Origin of the sequence: Acetobacterium malicum subsp. dehalogenans DSM 11527, from assembly GCF_000472665.1 — a bacterium.
Lineage (GTDB): Bacteria > Bacillota > Clostridia > Eubacteriales > Eubacteriaceae > Acetobacterium > Acetobacterium malicum.
Genome location: NZ_AXAC01000008.1, coordinates 66,706 through 90,413, shown reverse-complemented (window position 1 = coordinate 90,413; position 23,708 = coordinate 66,706). Strand labels below are relative to the sequence as shown.

Sequence of the window (23,708 nt, the reverse complement as noted above, 5' to 3'; positions counted from 1 at the left end):
ATTCCAGATATAGTAAAAAGGAGTAGCTGGAGTATTTATAGGCTGATTCGTTTACATCAAACAAGTTTTTCGCTATAATGATAAAAAATGATATGAGTTGAGGAGTAGAAGATGAAAACTTTTAAGTATAGCACCATTGTGACCCTGATTCTGACGGTGTTATCCGCCATAGCTATTTTCGCCATTGATGATGTGATTCCAAATATGCTAAACGGTCCGATGAAAGACCATATCCTTAATAACATGGATAATTATAATGCCTTTTTATTTGGTATTTTCACGGGTTCACTGGTCAGTCTGATCGTTGCAGTGGTCGGTTACACCACCGAGCGAAGGCGACTCATTGCCGAGATCTGGAATAATGCCAGAAAACTGACCATTGATTTTAGACTGTTGTTACTGGATAACATCGAATTTAAAGAACTGACCCATGAGAAACTCTATACTGCTATTGAAGCGCAGGATTTTAACCAGCAGGTCAGGGAATGGCTGGGTTATCACAGTTCGCCCTATACGATCAATCTGATGCAGTTGGATTTTTTGATCAAACGGGGAAAAACCGCAGATATGATCACGGGATTGGAGGAAAACATAGCCATTCTTAGAGCCGTTGTTGATGGATTTATGAATGCCTTCTTAAACAAAAAATTAAATGATAATTATGGGGATGTAGATATTGAGCAGCTTTTTGCAGTTATCACGAATCAGGATGAAAAGCAGGTGCTCAATGCAGTTCAAAGTCATCTGGATGAGATATTTAATTTTTTGAATAAAAAATAAGCGATAAGCAATTTTATTATAGCTGGCCGGAGTAAAGTGGCACCTTTACTCCGGCCATTTTATCGTGAGGCCAGGTTAAATTGCAGCGGTAATATAAAGACAGATGGTGGCTTTATGAAATATAGATTACGTTATAAACTGAGATTTCGGGGTAAAACTATTTATAAAGAGAAGATCAGTGATGTTTATCATCTGTGTTGCTTCATTTGTCGCCAAATTTATAGAAACTGAGTGTGACTAATGATGTAGCTATTTTTGCAAGGGAGAAAGACTGAAATGAAAAGAAGGAACTTGATATGTTTTCTGTTAATATTGGGACTCGTTTTTAGCCTAGCGGCAATGATGTCTGGCTGCTCATCAGGCGGGGCCCAATCTACGGGTACAAAAAATGCATCGGATAGTGACTCGCAACAGGACGATATCTCCGACAATGCGATTTTTGATCTCTACAATCAGATTGAAATTAACGACAAAAAAGCGGATATTGAAAAATCGCTGGGAGCTGCGGGGAATACGTCGGCAGAAGGTTCCTATGTTTATTTAGATCCGGACACGGGCTATGCCGTTAATGTATTTTTCGATACCAAAGATCAGGTAACGCTAAAGTTACTGGTTCCCACCTCGGGGGCCAGGGAGTTGATTGAACTGAGTAATGCCAGCGTCACAAAAGCTCAGGGTGCTAAAATTACAAGTGGAATGACCCGCACGAATGTTAAAAAAGCGTTGACTGGGGTTGGCGTGGAAATGCTGAGAATGGTTAATCCCAGTGGTGCAAATAAAGAAGCCTATGCCTTGGCCTGGATCAATACCGATGGTTCGATTCTGGTGGTGACCTTTGATGCCGATACCGATACGGTCCTGGCAGCCGAATTCAGAGATAGTTTGTTGTAGCATTGCCAATATGGTCGGGTTTGTTCAAAGGTGATGAACAATAATTGAATCCCATCGAGACAACAGATTAATAAAAGGAGGGATAGTCAGTGAAAGATAAGAAGTTTACCAGACTGATGATGGTACTGATCGTAGTTTTGGGTGTATTGGTAATGGTTACCGGGTGTTTTCCAAACGGATCGGATAACTCAAAGGATAATGACAGCATGGCTACCTCAGAGAGTGAAGCGAGTCCCATTCCCAAAATTGGTCAAGACCAACCATTCTATAGTTTTTACAATAAGGTGGCAATCAATCAGACAAAAGCTGAGGTTGACAGTGCTCTTGGGGTTGAGCCAGTTATGGATACGGACGGTTCGTATCTATATTATGATGAATCAACGGGTTATTCTATTAATGTTTTCTACAGTGCCAGTGGTTTGGTTACAACTAAAGTGCTGATCGTAGTGGCCGGCGGCGGCGAATGGATTAAGCTCAGCACGGCAACGGTAACAGAAAGTCAGGTGCCCCAAATTACTGAAGGCATGAATTATGATCAAGTGAAAAATATTCTCGGTGGTGAAGGTCTGGAGTTGGCTGCCATGATTTACCCGGGCACAAAAGACAAGATTGTTTATACACTGGTTTGGGTCAATTCGGATTTTTCATCATTGAGTGTGACCTTTGATGGGGAGACCGGAAAGGTGCTATTTTCGGAATACCGAAATGCGCCGGTTTAATAATGGATGATACAATCAAATGATGATCATTTTGTAGCAAAAATCAGTAAGGGAGATGAAGAAGATGTTAAAAAATAGAAAAATCCTATTTTTGTTTTCCATGATTTTGATCCTGGGACTGGCAGTGATGCTTTCCGGGTGCAATGGTAGCGGAACAAAAAATGAAGCGGTTAACAAGCCGGACTATTTTTATAGTCAAATCGAGTTAGGGATGGCAAAAGATCAAGTTGAGACGACATTAGGCGTAACACCAGAAGAAATTGATGACACCTATGTCTACACAGATGAGCAAACCGGTTTTGGTGTACAGATTAGTTACGACGCCAGCGATTTGGTTATTTCAAAAATATTATATCATGAAAATGACAGTGAGGTCATGGGCCTGAGTGACGCCAGCGTTACCGAAGATCAACTGCCAAGCATCACTGAAGGGATGACTTATGATGAGGTTAAACAGATCCTTGGATCAGAAGGAACGGAAATGATTCAAATGTCGAATCCCGTTGATCCGAATAATCCAATCGTCATGATGATCTGGTTTAATGACGATCAAACCGGATTTTATGTGACCTTTTTAGGCCATCAGGGAACCGTCAAGAGTGTTAAATTCTGGAAGTAATCAGATCACAAAAAGCACTGGTGTGAATCAGTGCTTTTTGCGAGTCTGGAAAAGATTTTTAAATTTCTTAAATTATTTTATTTTTTTGGGAAGAAAACCTGGGGCTCATCCGTTATATAGATGTGCAGAAAAAACGGAGGTGAAATTTGTTGAAAGAACATAAAGAAGAGGACGCTGATGACGCCTTGATTAAAAAGTATATCACAACCGGGAATTCCGGGTATTTTGAACCCATCGTTGAACGGTACGAACGATATGCCTATATCTATGCTTATTCTCTTCTTAAAAACGAATTTGATGCACAGGATGTGGTGGCGGAAAGTTTTTTAAAGGCATTCGCCAAAATCAGACAGTACCGGCTAGACAGCAGTTTTAAAAACTGGTTTCTGAAAATTGTCCATAATAACAGCCTGGATCTATTGCGAAAAAATAAAACCATGGTTTATCTGGACGATCAGGAAAATGGCGAAAGATTTTTTACTGATGAGGCTTTGAGCTATGACAACATCGAATCCCTGGATTTTGGCGAGCTTCAAAAATCCCTGGATCAGTTGCCACATGAACTGAAAGGGGCGGTGATCCTCCGGTATTATTATGACTGGGATTACAAGAAAATCTGTGAGTTTTTAAATATCCCTATGGGAACCCTGTCTTCCCGGTTGAACCGAGCCTGTAAAAAACTTAAAAACCTATATGAAGGAGGAATGTGATAATGAATGAACTAGATAAAATGATGGCCTGTCTGGGCTTTAACGAAACCACGGTAAAAAACTATGGCAATGCCATTCCTTTTACCAGCCGAAAATTTGATATTATCAGTCGAATCAATCAGGCGAGTCTGGAGAAAACCAGAAATTCAGATTTATTTGCCTTGTTTTATATTTTATCCATTGCCTTTACTGTCATGGTGATGCGCTTTATCGTATTTGCGCAAACAGGAGATTCAACCATCATTACAGTTTTTACCAGTATTGTCATCCACTATTCTCAACAGCTCCAAAACAGTTTCAATGCGATGTCGTTTTTAATTTCAGTCGTTATTTGTGTCGGAACAGGAGTGCTGATTAATCACTTAAAAAATGAACAGCATTTCTGTTGACCTGATAAATAAAAAAAATTTGAAGGAGAATAAAAAATGTTTAAAAAATTTAGTATCTCAGTTTTAATGATGGTGATGGTATTGCTTATCACTGTTACCACCGCTTTCGGGGCTACCAACAACGATATCAGCCCTTACGAAGATTCATCGGGAAATGTAAATATTGAGGGTGCATCGGTTCCCAATGCGGAATTTGCCTTTGCCGGTTCTAATATCACTGCTAATTCGGTGTTTGATACCACCACCTTTTTTGCTGGCAATGCGATCACCCTGGACGGGGAATATAACGGCGACGTTTTTGCCGCTGCAAATACGGTAACGGTTAACGGTAAAATTAATGGAAATCTCTATACCGCGGCCAATCAGGTCATCATCAATGGTGAGGTAACCCGGGATGTCTTTGCTGGTTGTTCCGATCTAACCATCAGCAAATCAGCCAACATTAACCGGGATGTTTATCTTGCTGCCGCCAATGTGAATATTGATGGCATAGTGGGTCGAAATCTCCGGGCCGGTGCTGGCAATGTCTCAATTAATGGCACCATCAACGGTTTTGTGGAAACCGATGTGGATCAGTTGACCATTAATGATGGGGCAAGCATCACAGGACCAATCAATAACCGTAGTGCCAATCAGGCGGTCGTAGCCCCTGGGGCCACTGCACCAGAAGTTAGCTGGGAAAAGGTGTCAAAAGAACAAACCGTTGAAGAAGCTCAGGGACCAACAGTTGGCTCTATTCTGTTATCGATTATCACCAAACTAGCGTTTATCCTGGTAATCTGGGTACTGATTACCTTTATGACCAAAGAATTTAATGCCAATACCACGGTGATGGCAAAAAAACACATATTGGCTTCACTAGGGATAGGGGCTGGATTTTTCTTCATCTCACCACTGTTGGTGATTGTATCCTTTATTATTTATGCACCATTTGGAGTTGCCATGACCTGCGGAATCATCGCCCTGGCCATCTTGGGAATGCCGGTGGCGGCAGTGGTCTTATCCAAACTGCTGATCCGCTTCTTTGAAGACAAAATGAAACCGCTGCTCAGCTCGTTTGTTTCGATCTTAATCGTCGCAGCGGCGGCGATCATCTTGGGTTACATCCCATTTGTTAACTTTGTTGTGTTCCTGTTCCTGGATGTTGTTGGTGTAGGTTTCATTTGTTACAATGTGCTGTTTACGAATGGAAAACTCAAAGAAGAGCGAAACGCCGGCGATGACGAACTATTAATGATTGATGAAATTATTGACATGGAAGAAGGCACGGTAGCCATCGAGAGGACAACCGAAACGATCAAACTTGATGACGAAGATACTATAAAATAATTAGTTTGTAACAAAAAAACAGGCTCCGCGGGGAGGCCTGTTTTTTTGCTTTAATTGATTCAAATACTTGGGCTAATACTTATCCATCTCCAGATCATCAAGGACAATCCGGGGTGCAGCTGGTGCAGCTTGTACCGGTTTTACTGGTTTTTCAACCGGGGGGGGAGGAGCGATATGACGGGCAGAACCTTTTTTCTTGATTTTGAAAGCACCGACCATCTGTTTGAGCATTTCGGCCTGTCCGGACAGCTCTTCACTGGCAGCAGCACTTTCTTCGGCGGTGGCCGAGTTGGTCTGAACGACGGTGGAAACCTGTTCAATGCCCTGGGTGATCTGGGCGATTTCGGTGGCCTGATCATTGGAAGCCCGGGCAATGTTGCCAACCAGATCGGTAACCTTTTCGATTTCACTTAAGATCTCTTTTAAGCTTTCAGAGGTTTCGTCGGCAATTCTGGTGCCGACATCGACGCTCTCAATCGAGCCTTCAATTAAACCAGTGGTTTCTTTGGCGGCTTCGGCACTGCGGGCCGCCAGTGAGCGGACTTCTTCGGCAACAACGGCAAAGCCTTTGCCGTGCTGGCCGGCTCGGGCCGCTTCGACTGCGGCGTTAAGGGCCAGGATATTGGTCTGGAAGGCAATGTCATCGATGACTTTGATAATTTTTGAAATATTATGGGAGGACTCATTGATTTCACCCATGGCTGAAACCATCTTGTTCATCTGTTTGTTACCGACCTCAGCATTGTTACGAACCTCCAGGGCCCGCTGATTGGCTTCATTGGCGTTGGTGGCGTTCTTTTTGGTTTCTCCGGCCACTTCTTCAATGGATGCGTTAAGTTGCTGGATCGCACTGGCCTGTTCGGTGGTGCCCTGAGACAGGGCCTGTCCGCCATCAGAAATCTGGCGGGCACCGGCTTCAACCTGACCGGCCGCTTCATTGATTTCGGCCATGGTTTCGCTGAGGGTCGCCGTAATCCCATTAAGGGCGGCTTTTATCGCCTGGAAATCGCCCAGATAGTCGGCAGTGATTTCCAGATCAAGGTTACCACTACCCATTTCTTCCAGGGTGTGGGTAATCTCGTCAACATAGCGTTTCAGGAAGGCGACGGTTTGATTCATGGAATCTTTAATCAGGGTATAATCACCATTGTAGTTACCGATCATGCCAGTATTTAAATTGCCATTAGCCAGCTCATTAAGGGTAGCAGAGGCTTCCTGAAACGGTTTGACCACGGCATCCAGGGTAGCATTGACGCCATTGACAATTTTGGCAAAGTCGCCCTGGTGCTTGCTGGTATCGGCCCGGGTATTCAATTTTCCATCAATACCGGCCTGGGCCAGCATATCGGCGTCGCTGATCAGGTTGTCGATGGATGTTTGAACCATTTCCAGACTGTTTCGAATTTGATTGAATTGAGCACTGACTTCGGTTGTATATTCATCGGCCTGGCTGATGTCCATATCAAAAGCCAGATCACCCTGGGATAAGCGAGTCAGATTCGCACCCAGTCGGGTGACCTCATTTTTGGTATAGTCACTGACTCGGATCATCGGGGTTAAATCAGTGACGACTTCCACAAAGCCGACATTATCACCTTTAGAATCTTTGAGATAGGCGGTATCTTGTTTGTAGTTTCGCCCGTACCATTCAAAGTAGCTGTCACCCAAGCCTTTATCTACTAGTCGGCGGATTCCGCATCCTTCAGTCTGGCAGATATTGGCACCAGCATTATAACAATCCATGCCATAACCGCATTCACGGTCAGTGATGACATTATTGTTAACCATCATGTTTTCAAAGGGCTTGTTCATAAAGGTCCATTTCATGTCGTTGTCAGTAACATGAATGGGGAAAGGTACGGCATCGATGATGGCTTCGTACCAGACCATCTTATCTACTATGGTATCCAGGGTAGCGTTGACACCTTCGACGATTTCTTTAAAACCACCGTCAAAAGCTTCGGCGTCGCCCCGCGTTTGCCATTGGCCCTGGACGGCGGCCAAAGCCAGCATCGTTGCTTCATTAATCAGACCGCGGATGGTTTCAATGGTGCGTTTTAGTGCCGGCGCAATTTCATCCTCAGGATCCCTTAATTCAATGTTTGCGGAGACATCGCCGTTGGAAATCTGGTTCATCGTGCCGATAACGACATTCTGGAGATCATCGGCCAGCTGATTCATGGAAGCAGTCATTTCGCCGACCTCGTCCTTGGATTCCACCTCCAGTCGAACACTCAGATGTCCCTGGGTCATTTCCTTGATCATCTGATTTAAAGCAATAATTGGTTTTGAAATTTTGCGGGCCAGGACATAGGTGGCCAGACCGCCGACTAACAAAATCAGGAAGGAGGCAATCAGAATAACGTTTCGCAGATTATTAATCGGGGCCAGCACATCAGCTTCGAATTTAGTAATGATAAGTGTCCAGTCGGTGCTGGGGATCGGCGCATTGTAGGCAAGTTTGGCATCACCTTTGTAATTATAGGAAATACTGCCTGTTTCACCTACTCCCAATTCCTGGATCGCCATACCAAACTCTTTTAATGGTCCATTGGCTTCAATCTCATCAAAGACGTTGGTCTGATCCAGGATCAGTTGTTCATTGGGATGGGCCATGACAGCACCGTTTGCGTTAATGACCATACCGTACTTGCGCTCACCATCGCCCATGGCATTGGTGATGTCCAGCATAAAAGTAGGATCTCTTCGTCCAACCAGAAGGCCAACGACCTGACCATTGTTTTTAATCGGAGATACTTCAAAGACAACCGGCTCATTGGTTACCTTGCTGATAGCTACGTCAGAAATTGATGTTTTTCCGGCAAAACCATCTTCGTACCAAAATTGACCTTCAGACTTAAATTCCTGACCACCGATAATATATCTGGCGTTACCGTTTAGATCCATGACGGCGATATCCTGATAGCCTAAACGTTCAACATCTCCGGAAATGGAGGTGACCTGGGTATTCCAGTCCATGGTGGCAGTTCGGGCTCTAAGGGCAATTTCATCAAGCTTTCCGAGATTACCAGAAATGACGGCACCGATATGACCGGCACCTTCAGTGGCAAAGGCCTCTTCCTGGGTAGCAGATTCATTGGTCAGAGCAGCTGCTCCTAAATTGATGGCAATCAGCCCGAGGGTGAGTACCGCAGCGGCCAGAATTAGAGTGGTAAAAGCCATTAATTTGGTGGATAAGCGGGTTTTTACCGAGGCCTGATCGTGTTTTTTTAATGGGGTATCGTTCATGATGATGCTCCTTTCTAAATGTTACATTAAATAGAAAATTCGATAGAACAGCCAGATCTTTTGTATTAACAAATTTAATACAAACTTAGATCTGATAGTTCTGCAGTAATCGATTGCTATCATATTTATATATCGACATATATGCATATAGGTTTAGCAAGATCGTTTAATTATTTCAGTAGTCATAGATAAGGTATGTTGATCTTTTTTGCGGTTAAATAGGATTGGAGATTTTATGAAAACAGGCGCCTTTTTCGGCGCCTGTTTGTTAAAAGTGCGGACAGGAGAATTAGTATTTATCCATGTCCATATCACCCAGGTCGATACTTGGTTCAGGTGCTGGTCTGTGAGTAGCTTCCGTATTTTTTAAAGGGGTAGCTGAAGCGATGGTTGATTTGCTTTTGCTTCGGAGTTTAAAGGTGTCAACCAGTTGTTTAAGGAGCTCAGCTTGTCCCGAAAGTTCTTCGCTGGCAGCGGCACTTTCTTCAGCGGTGGCAGAGTTCTGCTGAACAACGTGGGCGACCTGTTCCACCCCGGTATCAATTTGGGCAATGCCCGATGCCTGCTCATTGGAGGCAACGGCAATATTCCCAATTAGGGTAGTGACCTTTTCGATGCCGGCGACAATGTCATCTAAAGCGACAGCGGTATCATCGGCGATTTTGGTTCCTTCCTGAACCTTATCAATAGAACCCTCAATCAAGGTGGTAGTTTCCTTAGCGGCATCAGCACTTCGTGCCGCCAGGCTGCGAACTTCTTCAGCAACGACGGCAAACCCTTTGCCATGTTGACCGGCCCGGGCTGCTTCCACTGCAGCATTAAGGGCTAGAATATTCGTTTGGAAGGCAATGTCATCAATTACCTTAATAATTTTCGAAATATCTTCGGAAGACTGGTTGATGGCCACCATGGAATTCTGCATTTGCGACATCTGGGCATTGCCTTTGGCAGCATGATCTTTGACGGTGTCGGCTAATTCTCTGGCTTTATTGGCGTCGACGGCATTGTTTTTGGTCTGGTCGGCAATTTCAGCAATCGAGGCGGTTAATTCCTGAACGGAACTGGCCTGTTCGGTGGAACCCTGAGCCAGTGACTGACTTCCTGCAGAGACCTGCCCGGAGCCAGAGGCAACTTGTTCGGCGGCCACATTAATATCACCCATAACATCGTTCAACGATTGAATGATGACATTGATGGCATTAGAAATGGTAATCCAGTCGCCCCGGAATTCCCGGGCGTTTTCGATATTAAGATTGCCTTTTGATAGTTGTTCAATTTTTTCAGTAATTTCACTGACAACGGCTTCCAGACGACTGGCGGTGGTGTTAACAGTTTGTTTAAGAGCATCCACATCTCCGCTGTAGTTACCGGTGATACGTTCATGGAGATTACCGTTTGAGATGGCGTCCATTACCACCAAAACTTCTCCTAATGGTTTATTGATTTCGTCAAGAATGGCATTCATCCCGCCGACAAGTTCGTGCCAGGCACCTTTAAATTTACTGGCATCGGCCCGGGTTTGAAGATTGCCATCAATTACTGCATTGGAGATCATCGAAGCACCTTCGATCATATCGCCGATGGACGTTTTAACGGCAGTTAAGCTGTGACTGATTTCGTTAAACTGGACGCTGATCTCACTGGTGTATTCATCTGCTTCGCTGATGTTCATGTCAAAGTCCAGATTCCCTTCGGCCAAACGGATCAGGTTATCGCCCAGCCGGGAAACTTCGGCATGAGTATAATCACTGACTCGGATAATTGGGGTTAGATCGGTGACGATTTCGACAAAGCCAATGTTTTCACCTTTTTTATTTTTTAGGTAAGCAGTATCCTGCTTGTTGTTTCGTCCCACCCATTCAAAATAGGAGTCAGCCAGACCCTGATCCACCAGTCGGCGGATGCCGCAGCCTTCGGTCTGACAAATATTAGCACCAGCATTATAGCAATCCATACCGCAGGCGGAAACTCGATCGGTGATGACACCATTTTTGATCATCAGATCTTCAAAGGAACGATTCATAAAGGTCCATTTCATATTCATATCGGTGACGTGAACCGGGAAGGGGATGCCATCAATAATCGCTTCATACCAGAACATATTGTCGACGACGGTGTCCAGAGTTTGATTAACGCCGGAAATAACCTTAGCATACTCACCAGCATGTTTACTGACTTCTGCCCGCTTGGTGAAATCCCCGCGAATAGCTGAATCGGAAAGCATGATGGTATCGGCAACCAGACTACCGATGGCATTTTTAATCGAAACCATACTATTACCCAGCACATCGTCTTCTGATCTCGGCTGGATATCAATTGATAAATCACCCTGAGCAATGTTTTGGGCGGCTTCAGCCTGATCCCGGATATTTTCAGCCATGTTGACAAAGGATTTAGTCAGTTCGCCAATTTCATCGGCTTTGGCATCATTGGCCATGGTGTAGTCAATGTCAACCGCACCCAGAGCAAGATGATCGGCAGCTTCAGCCAGTCTGGTAATCGGCCGGATAAAGCTACGGGTGGAAATAACGATGAGCCCGACGATGACCAAAAGACCCAGGCCAAAGATGACCAGCATCATCGTCTGAATGGTGGCAAACGATTGGTTGAATTCTGCCATCGGCAGTCCGGTGGCCAGTACCCAGCCAGTATCACCGATCTCGGTGACATAGCCCTGGCTTTCGATGGCACCAGATGAATATGAAATCGGGCCGGCGGTTTTATCGGTCAGGGCAGCGATAATGTTTTCAGAGAGATCGGTATCGCTCAGGGGACCGTTATTAAAGTCCGGATTGGGATGATCAAAGACGACACCACTATTGGTTGAGACAACGAAAAATCCGGTTTCCCCAATTTTATTTTCAGCGATGATTTCTTTGATACGATCAATGGAAACATCCACACAGGTTGCCCCAATTAAGTCCTTAGTACCGGGTTTAAATACTGGGGCGACCACGCTGACAATAATTTGATTGGTAACGACGTCTAAATAAGGTTCGGAAATAAACACTTCTTTTTTTGCCACCAATTCCTGGTACCAGGGGCGGGCATTGATATCATAGGTTCCATCAGATGATGATCCATCAGATTGAGTAAACTGACTGGAATCGACGTCGGCGATCCAGGCGACCCGAATATTTTCCGGATCAGTGGCGACCACATTATCCAGGGTCTGCTTGATTTCCGGGAAATTAGCCGTGGTGGTGATCCCCGTTCCCGGGGCGACCTGATTAAATAAACTTTGAATTTCAGGGTTGGCAGACAGTTGATTGGCTACTTCCAGATATTTGCTAAAATAGCTGTCTATTTCATTGGAAACTGCCTGGGACCGGGCTGATAGTTCATCGATGGTAATTCTGGTGATGGCCTGGTTCACAACATAAAGGGATATGCCTGCTACGACAGCAAAAATAATGGCAACTGGCAATCCGATGGACAACAGCATTTTGACGAGTAGACCTTTTTTCTTGTTCATTTCATTTCTCCTTTGGCTCATCATGTTTATGATGAATTTGATGTCGATTTAGATCGGGATTGAGTAGCATGAGTGTAGCTGAAAATGGGAATGGGAGCAAGCGATTTATTATGCCTTATACACGCATTTTTTACCCCGCAATTATAAAAATAAACAGTTAACATAGATACTCTAGAATAAAAAAGGATTATCTGAAAATTTAATATGCGATATGGTATTACAGCATTAAATGTAAAATTTGTGAGAATGATCTTTTATCGGTTGTGTTTCTTTTTAAAACAGACTAAGATGGATTTTAAAGAGAGACTCCGATAAATGATCAATGAATAATCATATCAAATTTGGGGTATACTGATATAAATCATTTTCAAATCGATGATCAGGATCTTCATATACTCAAATACTATTCCCTGGAAAGGAGGCGTTAGTCATTAAGCTGAAGAAATTTCTTTCAGGACTGATTTTATTAATTGGAATAATCTTGACTCTCACTGCCTGTATTCAGCAGAAACCGGTCACCATTGGTTTTGTTGCCAGTCTCACCGGAAGTACCTCGGAGTTGGGCGTTAATGGTCGTAATGGGCTGATGATGGCAGTGGAAGAAATCAATGATGCGGGCGGTATTAATGGCAGAACGGTAGAAGTGGTTGTTAAAGATGACCAAAATGATCCAGAAACCGGACTGGCTGTTGATCAGGAGCTCTACGAAGACGGGGTGTCATTTATCATCGGTCATATGACCAGTAATATGGCGGCCTTGAGCATCCCCTTTGTCAACAGTAAAGACATGTTAATGATTAACCCGACCATGAGTGCCACCACCCTGTTTAATCAGGACGATCATTTAATCGGGGTCGTTTCGCCGAACAGTGATCAGGCGGCGGTCATTAAAGCGAGTATGGTCAAAAATGGCGGCGAAAAAAAGGTGGCTGTGATTTATGAATCTCAGAACCTGGCTTATACGGGTACTGTAAAAGATGGTATTGCCCGAGAAATAGTCCCGCTTGGCGGGCAAATTATTTACGAAGAAGCTTTTTTATCCGGATCAAACCCAAACTACCTGGATATTACCCAACGGGTTTCAAATACAAATCCAGACAGTATCGTAATTTTAGCCTCATCATTTGATGCGGCCATGTTTTGCCAGCAATTTTACAAACTAAAAAATCAGACGCCGGTTTATCTGGCTGCATGGTCAATGAATAATGACCTGCTCTTGCAGGGTGGGGGAGCGGTTGAAGGTGTCACGATTACGAGCCTGATCGATTTGGATTCACGGATCCCCACTTATACCGCATTTCGAGAGAAGTATCTGAGTAAATACGGTGCCGAGCCCACCTTTGCCGCGGTATATACATATGAAGCCGCCATGATTTTATTTGATGCCATGGCGGAAGCCAACAGCAATGATCCTGAAACAATCAAAAACACAATCATTAAAAAGAGCACCTATCAGGGACTTCAGAGTGACATCATCATTGACGGGTACGGCGATGCCAGCCGCACCATTTATGAATACGTTGTGAAGGATGGCCAATTTAAAAAGGCGGAATAGAAAATGAGGCGAATTAAAAAGCTGCGAGATTTCATTTTGATCAATAATATGCTTTCCATTATCATCCCGCTGATTCTTGTGGGTCTTTTAGTTACGCCATTGATCTATAATTATCTGGTCAAAGATATGCAGGAAAAAAATACCATGATTGCAGCAACCATCGCCCAACGGATGGCAGATTTTATTGATGAGTCATTTCAGGTGCTCTATCAGATAAATCATTTATTGGAAGATGGCACGTTAACGGATGGTGTAGCCATCGAGAGTTATATGAATGCGATACTTGAAAATTCTGACTCGATTGAGGGCTTCGAAATTCTTGACGCGGATGGAATGGTAAAAGTCAACGCGCCTCAAAATGCTAATATTCTGGGTGCAAACCGTTCCAGTCAGCCATTTTTTGCAGAGGTAAGAGCCACCCGGCGCCCCTTTGTGTCGTCTTCCTTTATATCCCAGCAAACGGGCCAACCGACGATCACTATTGCTATTCCCCAGGCGGAGGGGGTATTGGTGGCTTATTTGAATCTGGAAGAAATCAGTATGCTTTCGCTAAATCATATTAAGACCTTTGGGGATGCGGTAACAGTAGCTATCACCGATGGCAATGGTGTTTTTATTTCCAATAAGGATATTAATAAGGTCTATCAGCGGGAAATTGAAGCTAATTATCAATCAATCCATCCAGAAGTAGAAATCGAAGATCAGATTCATACGTTCACTTATGAAGGCAAAACGGCGATGGTTAGTCATGCTGATGTCGACAATGCCGACTGGCATGTCTTTGTTTATGAATCCTATGATTCGATTTATGCCGCATTAAGGCCTTTTTTAGGGATTATGTTGTTGTTCACCTGTTTGCTGGTCTTATTTTCCCGGATTATTGCCCGGCTGGTTTTTAAAGATATCAACCATTCTTTTGGAGAACTGAACCAGCAGACAAAAGAAATTGCGGCCGGGGATTACCATCCAATTAATACTGACAATCGCTTTGATGAATTCAATCGGCTCACCGAGAATTTTAATGGGATGGTGGCCAGTGTCAAAGAACGGGATGAGGCCCTAAAAGTGTTGGCCTATTACGACTCCCAGACCAGATTGCCCAATGCGGCCTATTTAGCGGAGTCATTGAATCAATTGATCCTCGACAACCGTGAAAAAATTGCCGTAATCTGTTTTGATATTCATAACTTTAAGCGGATCAATGATACTTTTGGACCATCTTTTGGGGATAAGATTCTGGAGATGATGGGTACCCGGTTACTGGCGCTTAAATGTTCTCATGGCTTTGTGGCACGGATTAATGGCTCTAATTTTATCCGGGTTCTGACAGATCTCGAAAACCCCGAGAATGCTGTGGCTGAGATTGAAAGGCTGAGATCGGTTTTCAACCGGGCCATGACCTTTAATGAAAATAATGTTTACCTGCGTTTTCATGTGGGTATTGCACTCTATCCCGATGATGCCCGGGATGTGGAAGAACTACTGCAATATGCCAATACGGCGGCAGATATGGCAAAACAGCGGGGAAGAGCCCAGTACGCTTTTTTTGAAAACACCATGAAGCAGAACCTGTTGAGGAATATGATGCTGGAGAACTCACTACGGTCTGCTCTTGATAACAATGAGTTTTTTCTACACTATCAACCGCAAATCGATGTTAAAAATAAAAAAATTCGTGGTTTTGAAGCGTTGATCCGCTGGGATCATCCGCAACTGGGGATGGTATCCCCGCTGGACTTTATCCACATTGCTGAATCCACCGGACTGATTGTTCCGATTGGTGCCTGGGTATTGGAAACCGCCTGCCGGCAAATCATCACAATCAACCATAAAATGGGTACTGATATTATGATTTCGGTCAATGTCTCTCCGGTCCAACTGAGCCATGAGCATTTTCCGGAAATGGTGGAAGATACCCTCAAGCGATGTGGACTGGAACCGGAGTTGCTGGAGCTGGAAATTACTGAAAATCTATTCATCCATTCCTTTGAAGAGGCCATAAAAATTTTTGATCGCCTGAAGCAGATTGGTATCCGCATGTCGCTGGATGATTTTGGCACTGGTTATTCGTCCCTGGCATATTTAAAAAACCTGCCGATTGACACCTTGAAAATCGATCAGGCCTTTACCCGGGATCTGTTGACTAAGAAATCCAATGAAAATTTAATGGAATCCATTATTATGATGGCCCATACCCTTCATATGGATGTGATTGTGGAAGGGGTTGAAGAATTGGAACAACTGGATTGTTTAAAAACCTATCAATGCGATCATGTTCAGGGTTATTATTTCAGCCGTCCTATCGGTGAATCCCAGCTGGAAAAATTGCTAAACGAGTTGAATAAGGATTAAGCAGAGAACACCGACATTGATAGGTTATGAAAAAATCAGATAAACGTTAAAAAAACAGAATTATTATACAGACAGGCGACAAGGAGAATACTATGAAAAAACCAATACTGGTAATTCCGATCGGCGATGCCGCCGGCATCGGCCCTGAAATAACAGTGAAAGCCCTGGCAGACGATACCGTTCATAAAATGGCCCGACTGGTGGTGGTGGGGAACAAAAAGGTGTTGCAAGAAGCCATCAAGTTTTCAAATGTGAGGATGACCATCAATTGTATCGATGAACCCCAGGCCGGTAACTTCGTGCCCGGGGTTCTTAATCTGATTGATCTGGATAATATTGAAATAAATAAACTGAAAATGGGAGCGGTACAGGCCATGACCGGAAAAGCCGCCTATGAATATATTGAAGTAGCGACCCGGCTCTGTCTGGCAAAGAAAGCCGATGTGCTGACGACTACGGCCATTAACAAGGAATCTCTAAAAGCTGCCAAGGTACCCTTTATCGGACATACCGAAATTGTTGGAGCGTTAACCCAAACCAAAAATCCCCTGACGATGTTTCAGGTTCATGATCTCAGGGTGTTTTTTTTGAGCCGTCATGTTTCGCTACGTCAGGCCTGCGAATTGGTCACAGAGGATAAGCTGTTAGCCTTTATTGACCAGAGTGTATCGGCACTGAAAATTCTGGGCGTGAAAAATCCTCATATGGCCATTGCCGGTCTTAATCCCCACAGTGGTGAGCATGGCCTTTTTGGTCGGGAAGAGGTGGATGTTGTGATGCCAGCCGTAGCAGCGGCCCGCGAGCGCGGTATCAATGTTGAGGGACCGATTGGCGCTGACAGTGTTTTTTATTTTGCTTTAAAAGGTAAGTATGATGCGGTTTTATCGCTCTATCATGATCAGGGTCATATCGCTACTAAAATGGTAGATTTTGAGAAGACCATATCCATTACCATTGGTATGCCGATCCTCCGAACCTCGGTGGATCATGGGACGGCTCTGGATATTGCCGGGCAGGGTATCGCCAGTCCGGTCAGTTTGATTGAAGCCATTCGATTGGGGGCAGAGTATGCCCCGTTTTTCAAACAGGATTGATAATTCTGGCTCGCAACAAGAGTTTTGAGGATTATAGTCGGATGAGAAATTAATAATTGACTTCTGTTTTACTGAATAGTATAATTTACGAGTTGTTGCTTGATGATTAACAAAAAACGAGATCAAGTTAAGTTTGGTTCGTTTAACAAAGAGAACGAATCGTGAGTCAGTACAATTGGCTTATATCGTTCTTTTTTTATGCCAAAATATAGATAAAAATTGCCGAAAACGCTATATTTGTTGCAATGTAACATCGGATATTTATATTAAGAAGCAGAAGGAGTAAAATATGCAATGGATGTATAACATGAAAATTGGAGCGAAGCTACTGGTTAGCTTCGTTATTGTCGCCTTGATTACCGGGGTGGTAGGGGCTGTGGGATATGTCAATGTCCAAAAACTGGAAGACTCTAATGTCATCCTTTACGAAAAAATGACCCTGCCAATTGCTGAGGTCGGCAAGATTTCCACTTCCTATCAGCGGATGCGGGTAATTGTCAGAGATATGATTATTGAAAATGATCCGGCCTTAATCCAGTCCAATGCTGATAAAGTCGCCGTGCGCAACCAGGAAATTGACGATGCGGCGGCGGCTTTTCAGGAGACCTTGATTGATTCCGAAATGCAGGCAGTGTTTGAAGAATTTGTGGCATCCCGAAAAGTTTTGGCTCAGGAATTTGAAAAGGTGAAGGCTCTGGCTCTGGAAAATAAGGACTCTGAAGCCCTGGCCCTGCTGGCGGATGAAGGTGCCTACGAAAAAGCCGCTATGGTCGAAATGGATGCTATTAACAAACTGGTGCCGATGAAGCTGGAAGAAGCACAGACCTTTGAAGAACTCGATAGTGCCACCGCCAATACCGCAAAGAACACAATGATAATTGTCACATTGATCTCATTTGCGGTGGCCATTATCTTTGGTCTGGTCTTACGTTCCCTGATCAGCAAGCCTTTGCAGCAGGCAACCCAGATGAGCAAAGAAATGAATATGGGTCATTTTACGATGCGACTGAATATGAAACGCAAGGATGAAATTGGTGAAATGGCCGTGGCCATGGACTCCTTCTCTGATGCCATTCAGAACGTTGTTATCGGAACGATGAATCAGCTGGCCAGCGGTGATGTCAGTGCAGACATCGAACCAAGAGATGATCAGGATGAATTGGCACCGGCAATTAAGCAGACCATTGAAACCATTCGGTCGCTTATTGATGAAGCGACGATGTTGGCGTTGGCTGCTGTCCAGGGACAATGGAATACGCGGGGGGATGCCGAAAAATTCAGCGGTGGTTACAAAGAAATCGTTGAAGGGGTTAACGCTACGCTGGATACTGTGGTCGACAAAATGGTCTGGTATGAGGCAATTATTGATGCGGTGCCATTCCCCATCCACGTTACCGACAATGATATGAAATGGACCTTTATGAACAAGGCTTTTGAAGACATGATGATTGCCAACGGTGTAATCACCGATCGAGCTTCTGGCTGTGGCATGGATTGCTACAACGCCGGAGCCAGTATTTGTCAGACTGAAGGCTGTGGGATCCGGAGACTGGTGGATCAGGGACTGGCCGACAGCTATTTCGACTGGTTTGGTCGAAACTATAAACAGGACACGGCCTATCTCAAAGATTCCAAAGGTGAGAATGTCGGCTTTGTGGAAGTCGTTTCCGATTTAACACCGATGATCCGCATCAGTGATTACACCAAAAATGAAGTGACCCGACTAGGCAATAACCTGATTCGTTTATCTGAAGGGAATTTAGCTTTTGATTTAGAGATCAGCGAAGCCGATGAATACACATCTGAAGTCAGTGCCCAATTCAACGAAATCAGAAACAGCCTGGAAGAGGTCCAAAATTCAGTTGAGAATCTGATTAATGATGCCAATATGCTGGCACAAGCTGGGATTGAAGGACAACTGGATACAAGAGCTGATGCCAGTCGACATCAAGGCGACTTTGCTAAAATTGTCAATGGCGTAAACGCGACCCTGGATGCCGTGGTCGCACCAGTCCAGGAAGCTTCTGTGACACTCAATGAGTTGGCAAAGGGAAATTTAAATACCGGAATGACTGGTTATTATAATGGCGATTACGCGGTCATCAAAGAAGCGATGAATAATACCGTTGCCTTCCTGAAACGTTATGTCGATGAGATCACCCAGACCCTGGAACAAATGGGGCAGGGAAATCTTGATCAACAGATTACTACCGAGTATCTGGGAGATTTCCAGGCTATTAAAACAGCTTTGAATGATATTACCACCACCCTCAGCACGACCATGGGTGAAATTAACGAAGCGGCGGGGCAGGTTGAATCCGGTGCGATCCAAATATCTGACGGCGGACAGGCACTGTCTCAAGGAACCACCGAACAGGCCAGCGCCATTCAGGAACTGAACGCCTCAATTGAAGAAGTTGCCGGGGAAACCAAGAAAAATGCCATGCGTGCCAATGAAGCCAACCAACGGGCCCAGGAAGTTCGGAGCAATGCTGAGGTTGGCAACGCCCAAATGACAAAAATGGTTACTGCGATGGTGGACATTAACGAGTCCTCTAAAAACATTTCCCGTATCATCAAAGTCATCGACGACATCGCTTTCCAGACGAATATTCTGGCCCTTAATGCGGCGGTAGAAGCCGCCCGGGCTGGTCAGCATGGCAAAGGTTTTGCTGTGGTTGCCGAAGAAGTACGTAGCCTGGCCGCCCGCAGTGCTGATGCTGCCAAGGAAACCACCGGTCTGATCGAAGGTTCCATCGACAAGGTGGAAACGGGGACAAAAATAGCCGACGAAACGGCGGAGAGCCTGAAAGAAATTCTCAGCGAAATTGAAAAGGTCACTGGGCTGGTGGGAGATATTGCCCAGGCATCCAACGAACAGGCGTCAGAGATTGCTCAGATCACCCAGGGCATCGAACAGGTGTCATCGGTGGTTCAAACCAATTCAGCCACGGCGGAAGAAAGTGCTGCTGCCAGCGAAGAATTATCTGGTCAGGCGGAAATGCTCAAGCAGATGGTGGGAGCATTCCAACTTAAGTCCACGGGGAATAAAGCGAATCGCTTCAATGGCGGGATTCCAGAAAAAAAGAAAATCGTCGACAGTGCACCGGCACCGCAACCCAAAATTGTTCTGGATGACCAGGAAATGGATAAATACTGATAGTATTCAAAAAATTAGTAAAATAAAAAAGGATAGAAATGGCCTCCCTGTATCAGGAGGCCATTATTTTGTCAGACCGATTTTATTTGATCGATTTGAATCAGTTTAAATTCGAAAGAGTAAAATATTTGCTAGTTCGAGCAAGCGCTGAATATCCAATTGATTATCCTGCCGCAAAATAGTATAATACTAAATATTAGCGTTGATCAATTATTGTCGAGGAGGACAAATGACACTTCAAAATATCATATCAATGACACTCTATCTTACATTTGTCGTCTATGTTATTTTTGGAACCTATAGTTTAACCCTCAACAAGGATGTCCGGCTGAATCGGGTGTTTGCCGGATTGTGTTTTTGTTTTGCCATCTGGAGTTTTGTCGTGGCCGCTACCAACTCATCAGCGACTGCTGCAGAAGCCCTTTTTTGGCGTCGATTTTCAGTATTGGGCTGGGGCGTTGCTTACAGCATTCTTCTTCACGTTATTATTATTCTTCGAAACGCCCCTTGGAGTGAGGCGAATAAAAAAAAGCTGCTGTTAAGCGTACTCTACGCACCAGCATTGGTCAATATCATTGTCTTCGTTATTTTCAGCATGCCGGAAAATGGGCACATTCAGATGACGCTTACCGATGCCGGATGGATTTCTGAGAGCGATAAGCTCTGGTTTAATCTTCTGTTTCTTGCTTATTATTTGAGTTTTTCTTATATATCGATGCTGCTGCTGGTTCGCTGGTACAAAAAAAGAAAAAATACCCCTGATCGGGCCAAAGCCATGCTGCTGATGGTATCCTTTGGAGCAGCGTTTTTTTTAGGTACCATCACCGATTTTGTGGTGGCCAGTCTGCCCAACGGGCGGATTCCATCGATGGCGCCGGTGGAAGTGCTGATACCGGTGGCTTGCATCTTTTTCATTATCTATAAATATGGCATGATATCATCGCCGCAGAATAAGAATGAATCGCAACCGGAAGGAATAATCCTCAGCACCATCAGCCGGATCAGGCTTTTTAAATACATCAGTATTGTGATGGTTATTGGGAGTATTTTGAATTTCTATGGCCGGGTCAACAATGGTGATACCCGCATTACTGGTCTGCTCTTAAGTTTTATTCTGGTCCTGATGGGTACCTTTGTCATGAGCATTCCCTATCTCTTCAAGTCGATTAAATCTCAGGAGAATGCCCTGGGGCTTTTTCTGGGGATTCTGATGCCGGTGGTGATGCTGATCCATTTCAACACGGATTTCAGCAATATCATCTGGCCGGTTCCGATATTTTTTATGATGCTTACGGTTATTTTTAATAATAAGAACATCTTCTTGGGGCTGGGAGTTTTAAGTCTGCTTCTGGAACTGATTTTCTGGATATTATTGCCTGATTCATGGCTGATGGTGGACAAACGCTTTTATTTTTACAGACTGTTGTTTTACATCATCGGGATTGGGCTAACCGCCATGATTACCCAGATTTATGTTCAGAGATTGCTGGAAAACAGCAAACAGGATGCTTTTCAAAAAATGATTTCAGAACTGTCGTCTGATTTTGTAACCATGAACCGCAGCAATTTTGATGAAAAGGTTAATCAGTTACTCGAAAGAAGCGGCAATTTTACCAGAACCGATCGGGTTTATATCGAGCGTTTTTCCCGGGCTGATAAAAAGCTGATCTGTACTCATGAGTGGGTGAAAGATGGGGTAACAGCGCTGATCGGGGAGAGCGAAAACAGCGGGATAACGGAATGGGCCTGGAGTAGCGGGCAGATTTTAAAAAATAATATTGTTTTTATTCCCAGTACTGATCAACTTCCGATTGAGGCCGAGGAGGAACGCCTTCGGCTTAAAAAGCGAAAAGTCCGGTCTCAGATACTCGTTCCGATCCAGAGCAATCATCGCATTATTGGACAGATCGGATTTGATCAGATCCGTGGCAACAAGGCCTTACGGGGTATTGATCAGGATTGGCTGAGAGTGCTGGCTAATATTCTGGCAGATGCCATCGCCAAAGTGGAAACCGAACATGACATGAATTATCTGGCCTACTATGATCCCCTCACCGGGATCCCCAATCGCGCTTTGTTTTACCGACGACTGGAGCAGGCCATTGACCTGGCCGGGCAAACTGGAAAAAAACTGGGGGTGATCTTTATTGACCTGGATGGTTTTAAGGAAGTTAATGATACCCTGGGACATGATTGGGGCGACCAGCTACTAAAACGGATTGGGAAGCGGCTTACCGATTGTCTCGGTGCAGCCGATCTGGTGGGGCGATTTGGCGGCGATGAATTTCTGATAATGGTTCCCCAAATTTCAGATAATCTGGAGCTGGAAAAAACGGCTGAGCAGGTAATGTCGATATTTCATCGCCCGATGCTGGTGGCCGAGCAGGAATTGTATATTTCCGGAAGCGGTGGAATCGCCGTTTATCCCAAAGATGGGGAAAATGTCAATGGTCTGATAAAAAATGCGGACCTGGCGATGTATGCTGCCAAAAAAAGCGGAAAAGGACGAATTTCTTACTGTTCAGGGGTTATGAAAGAGGCGGTCCAGGAAAAGATGACCCTGACCAATAGTCTCCATCGGGCGCTCGAAGGAGAGGAACTATTTCTCCATTATCAGCCTCAGGTTTCCGCCACGACCCATGAGATAACTGGTTTTGAAGCACTGCTGCGGTGGAACCATCCCGAACGGGGCATCATTTCACCGGAGGTGTTTATCCCCCTGGCTGAACAAAGCGGATTAATCAGCAGTATCGGCGAATGGGTCTTGAAGACCGCCTGTACCCAAAACAAAACCTGGCAAAATCAGGGATACAAGCCGGTGCGGATGGGAGTGAATCTGTCGGTGGAGCAGTTTCGTAGTTCCAATCTGGAGCGTATTATTCGTACCTGCCTGGAAGATACTGGATTGGAACCCCAATATCTGGAGCTGGAAATTACCGAGGGCATTGCCATGAAAACCTCCCAATATGTGATTCGTCAGCTTTTTGCATTAAAAAACCTGGGTGTAGCCATCAGCATTGATGATTTTGGTACGGCTTTTTCTTCGATGAGTCGGTTAAAAGATCTGCCCGTGGACCGTATCAAAATTGACCGGCAGTTTATCTGGGGAATCGGAGAGAATCCCCGGGATGAAGCAGTTATAGCGGTAATGATTCATCTGGCCCGGGAACTGGGCCTGGAAGTTACCGCTGAAGGGGTGGAAACTGCCGCTCAGTTATCATTTCTTCAAGCCGAAGATTGCGATGAAATCCAGGGTTTTTATTTTTCGAAGCCAGTATCGGCTCATGCCATCAAGAAAGATATTTACGAGAATCATTTTTCCAACATAAAAAATAAATCCAGGTGTATAGAAACTCTGGCTGGTGGAGTTCTTGCATAGAACCAAT

At 44.6% G+C, this 23,708-nt stretch carries 14 protein-coding genes; 12 read left to right on the top strand and 2 right to left on the bottom strand.

What is annotated here, in order from left to right:
- Window positions 1-111 precede the first annotated feature (111 nt).
- The 7 genes from A3KS_RS0104820 to A3KS_RS0104790 all read left to right on the top strand — a co-directional run bounded on the left by A3KS_RS0104820 (window position 112) and on the right by A3KS_RS0104790 (window position 5,437).
- The gene (locus tag A3KS_RS0104820) at window positions 112-780 is read left to right on the top strand and encodes a hypothetical protein (RefSeq protein WP_026393955.1); all 669 of its coding nucleotides are present in this window, start codon (window positions 112-114) and stop codon (window positions 778-780) included.
- 276 nt (window positions 781-1,056) lie between these two features.
- Entirely contained in the window at window positions 1,057-1,671 is a 615-nt protein-coding gene (locus A3KS_RS0104815) for a hypothetical protein (RefSeq protein ID WP_156913201.1), read from the top strand.
- A gap of 89 nt (window positions 1,672-1,760) precedes the next feature.
- A complete protein-coding gene (locus A3KS_RS0104810) occupies window positions 1,761-2,390 on the top strand; it encodes a hypothetical protein (protein WP_026393953.1) in 630 nt (209 codons plus the stop codon).
- 64 nt (window positions 2,391-2,454) lie between these two features.
- Window positions 2,455-3,009 carry a hypothetical protein gene (locus A3KS_RS0104805; protein ID WP_026393952.1) on the top strand — a complete coding sequence of 185 codons (555 nt, stop codon included), beginning with the start codon at window positions 2,455-2,457 and terminating at the stop codon, window positions 3,007-3,009.
- Window positions 3,010-3,158: 149 nt separating this feature from the next.
- The gene (locus tag A3KS_RS0104800) at window positions 3,159-3,719 is read left to right on the top strand and encodes an RNA polymerase sigma factor (RefSeq protein ID WP_169727693.1); all 561 of its coding nucleotides are present in this window, start codon (window positions 3,159-3,161) and stop codon (window positions 3,717-3,719) included.
- 2 nt (window positions 3,720-3,721) lie between these two features.
- Complete coding sequence (locus tag A3KS_RS0104795; RefSeq protein ID WP_026393950.1) at window positions 3,722-4,108, top strand: hypothetical protein; 387 nt, start codon at window positions 3,722-3,724, stop codon at window positions 4,106-4,108.
- Between the two features lie 36 nt (window positions 4,109-4,144).
- Window positions 4,145-5,437, top strand: coding sequence for a bactofilin family protein (locus A3KS_RS0104790; protein ID WP_026393949.1), 1,293 nt, complete (start codon window positions 4,145-4,147; stop codon window positions 5,435-5,437).
- 72 nt (window positions 5,438-5,509) lie between these two features.
- Here A3KS_RS0104790 and A3KS_RS22345 read toward each other — a convergent pair whose 3' ends face one another.
- Both A3KS_RS22345 and A3KS_RS22340 read right to left on the bottom strand, forming a co-directional pair.
- Complete coding sequence (locus A3KS_RS22345; protein ID WP_051355663.1) at window positions 5,510-8,686, bottom strand: methyl-accepting chemotaxis protein; 3,177 nt, start codon at window positions 8,684-8,686, stop codon at window positions 5,510-5,512.
- Between the two features lie 289 nt (window positions 8,687-8,975).
- On the bottom strand, window positions 8,976-12,161 hold the full coding sequence (locus A3KS_RS22340) for a methyl-accepting chemotaxis protein (RefSeq protein ID WP_051355662.1): 3,186 nt from the start codon (window positions 12,159-12,161) through the stop codon (window positions 8,976-8,978).
- Window positions 12,162-12,642: 481 nt separating this feature from the next.
- Here A3KS_RS22340 and A3KS_RS0104775 point away from each other — a divergent pair, with 481 nt between their 5' ends.
- From A3KS_RS0104775 to A3KS_RS20065, 5 genes are all read left to right on the top strand, one after another.
- Window positions 12,643-13,716 (top strand): ABC transporter substrate-binding protein, encoded by a 1,074-nt coding sequence (locus A3KS_RS0104775; RefSeq protein WP_026393948.1) that lies wholly within the window; start codon window positions 12,643-12,645, stop codon window positions 13,714-13,716.
- A gap of 3 nt (window positions 13,717-13,719) precedes the next feature.
- Window positions 13,720-16,068: a bifunctional diguanylate cyclase/phosphodiesterase gene (locus A3KS_RS22335; RefSeq protein ID WP_051355661.1), complete on the top strand. Its 2,349-nt coding sequence runs from the start codon at window positions 13,720-13,722 to the stop codon at window positions 16,066-16,068.
- A 92-nt stretch (window positions 16,069-16,160) separates the two neighbouring features.
- Window positions 16,161-17,162, top strand: a complete 1,002-nt coding sequence (gene pdxA, locus A3KS_RS0104765) for a 4-hydroxythreonine-4-phosphate dehydrogenase PdxA (protein WP_026393947.1) — start codon at window positions 16,161-16,163, stop codon at window positions 17,160-17,162.
- Between the two features lie 289 nt (window positions 17,163-17,451).
- Window positions 17,452-20,322 (top strand): methyl-accepting chemotaxis protein, encoded by a 2,871-nt coding sequence (locus A3KS_RS23070; RefSeq protein WP_084504888.1) that lies wholly within the window; start codon window positions 17,452-17,454, stop codon window positions 20,320-20,322.
- A gap of 229 nt (window positions 20,323-20,551) precedes the next feature.
- On the top strand, window positions 20,552-23,701 hold the full coding sequence (locus A3KS_RS20065) for an EAL domain-containing protein (protein ID WP_051355660.1): 3,150 nt from the start codon (window positions 20,552-20,554) through the stop codon (window positions 23,699-23,701).
- The last annotated feature ends 7 nt before the right edge of the window (window positions 23,702-23,708 follow it).

Bases quoted from the DNA above. Each gene is read 5' to 3' on its own strand.
- A3KS_RS0104815 (WP_156913201.1), top strand. From the start codon at position 1,057: ATGAAAAGAAGGAACTTGATATGTTTTCTGTTAATATTGGGACTCGTT.
- A3KS_RS0104790 (WP_026393949.1), top strand. From the start codon at position 4,145: ATGTTTAAAAAATTTAGTATCTCAGTTTTAATGATGGTGATGGTATTG.
- A3KS_RS22340 (WP_051355662.1), bottom strand. From the start codon at position 12,161: ATGAACAAGAAAAAAGGTCTACTCGTCAAAATGCTGTTGTCCATCGGA.
- A3KS_RS0104820 (WP_026393955.1), top strand. From the start codon at position 112: ATGAAAACTTTTAAGTATAGCACCATTGTGACCCTGATTCTGACGGTG.
- A3KS_RS22345 (WP_051355663.1), bottom strand. From the start codon at position 8,686: ATGAACGATACCCCATTAAAAAAACACGATCAGGCCTCGGTAAAAACC.
- A3KS_RS23070 (WP_084504888.1), top strand. From the start codon at position 17,452: ATGCAATGGATGTATAACATGAAAATTGGAGCGAAGCTACTGGTTAGC.
- pdxA (WP_026393947.1), top strand. From the start codon at position 16,161: ATGAAAAAACCAATACTGGTAATTCCGATCGGCGATGCCGCCGGCATC.
- A3KS_RS20065 (WP_051355660.1), top strand. From the start codon at position 20,552: ATGACACTTCAAAATATCATATCAATGACACTCTATCTTACATTTGTC.
- A3KS_RS0104805 (WP_026393952.1), top strand. From the start codon at position 2,455: ATGTTAAAAAATAGAAAAATCCTATTTTTGTTTTCCATGATTTTGATC.
- A3KS_RS0104795 (WP_026393950.1), top strand. From the start codon at position 3,722: ATGAATGAACTAGATAAAATGATGGCCTGTCTGGGCTTTAACGAAACC.
- A3KS_RS22335 (WP_051355661.1), top strand. From the start codon at position 13,720: ATGAGGCGAATTAAAAAGCTGCGAGATTTCATTTTGATCAATAATATG.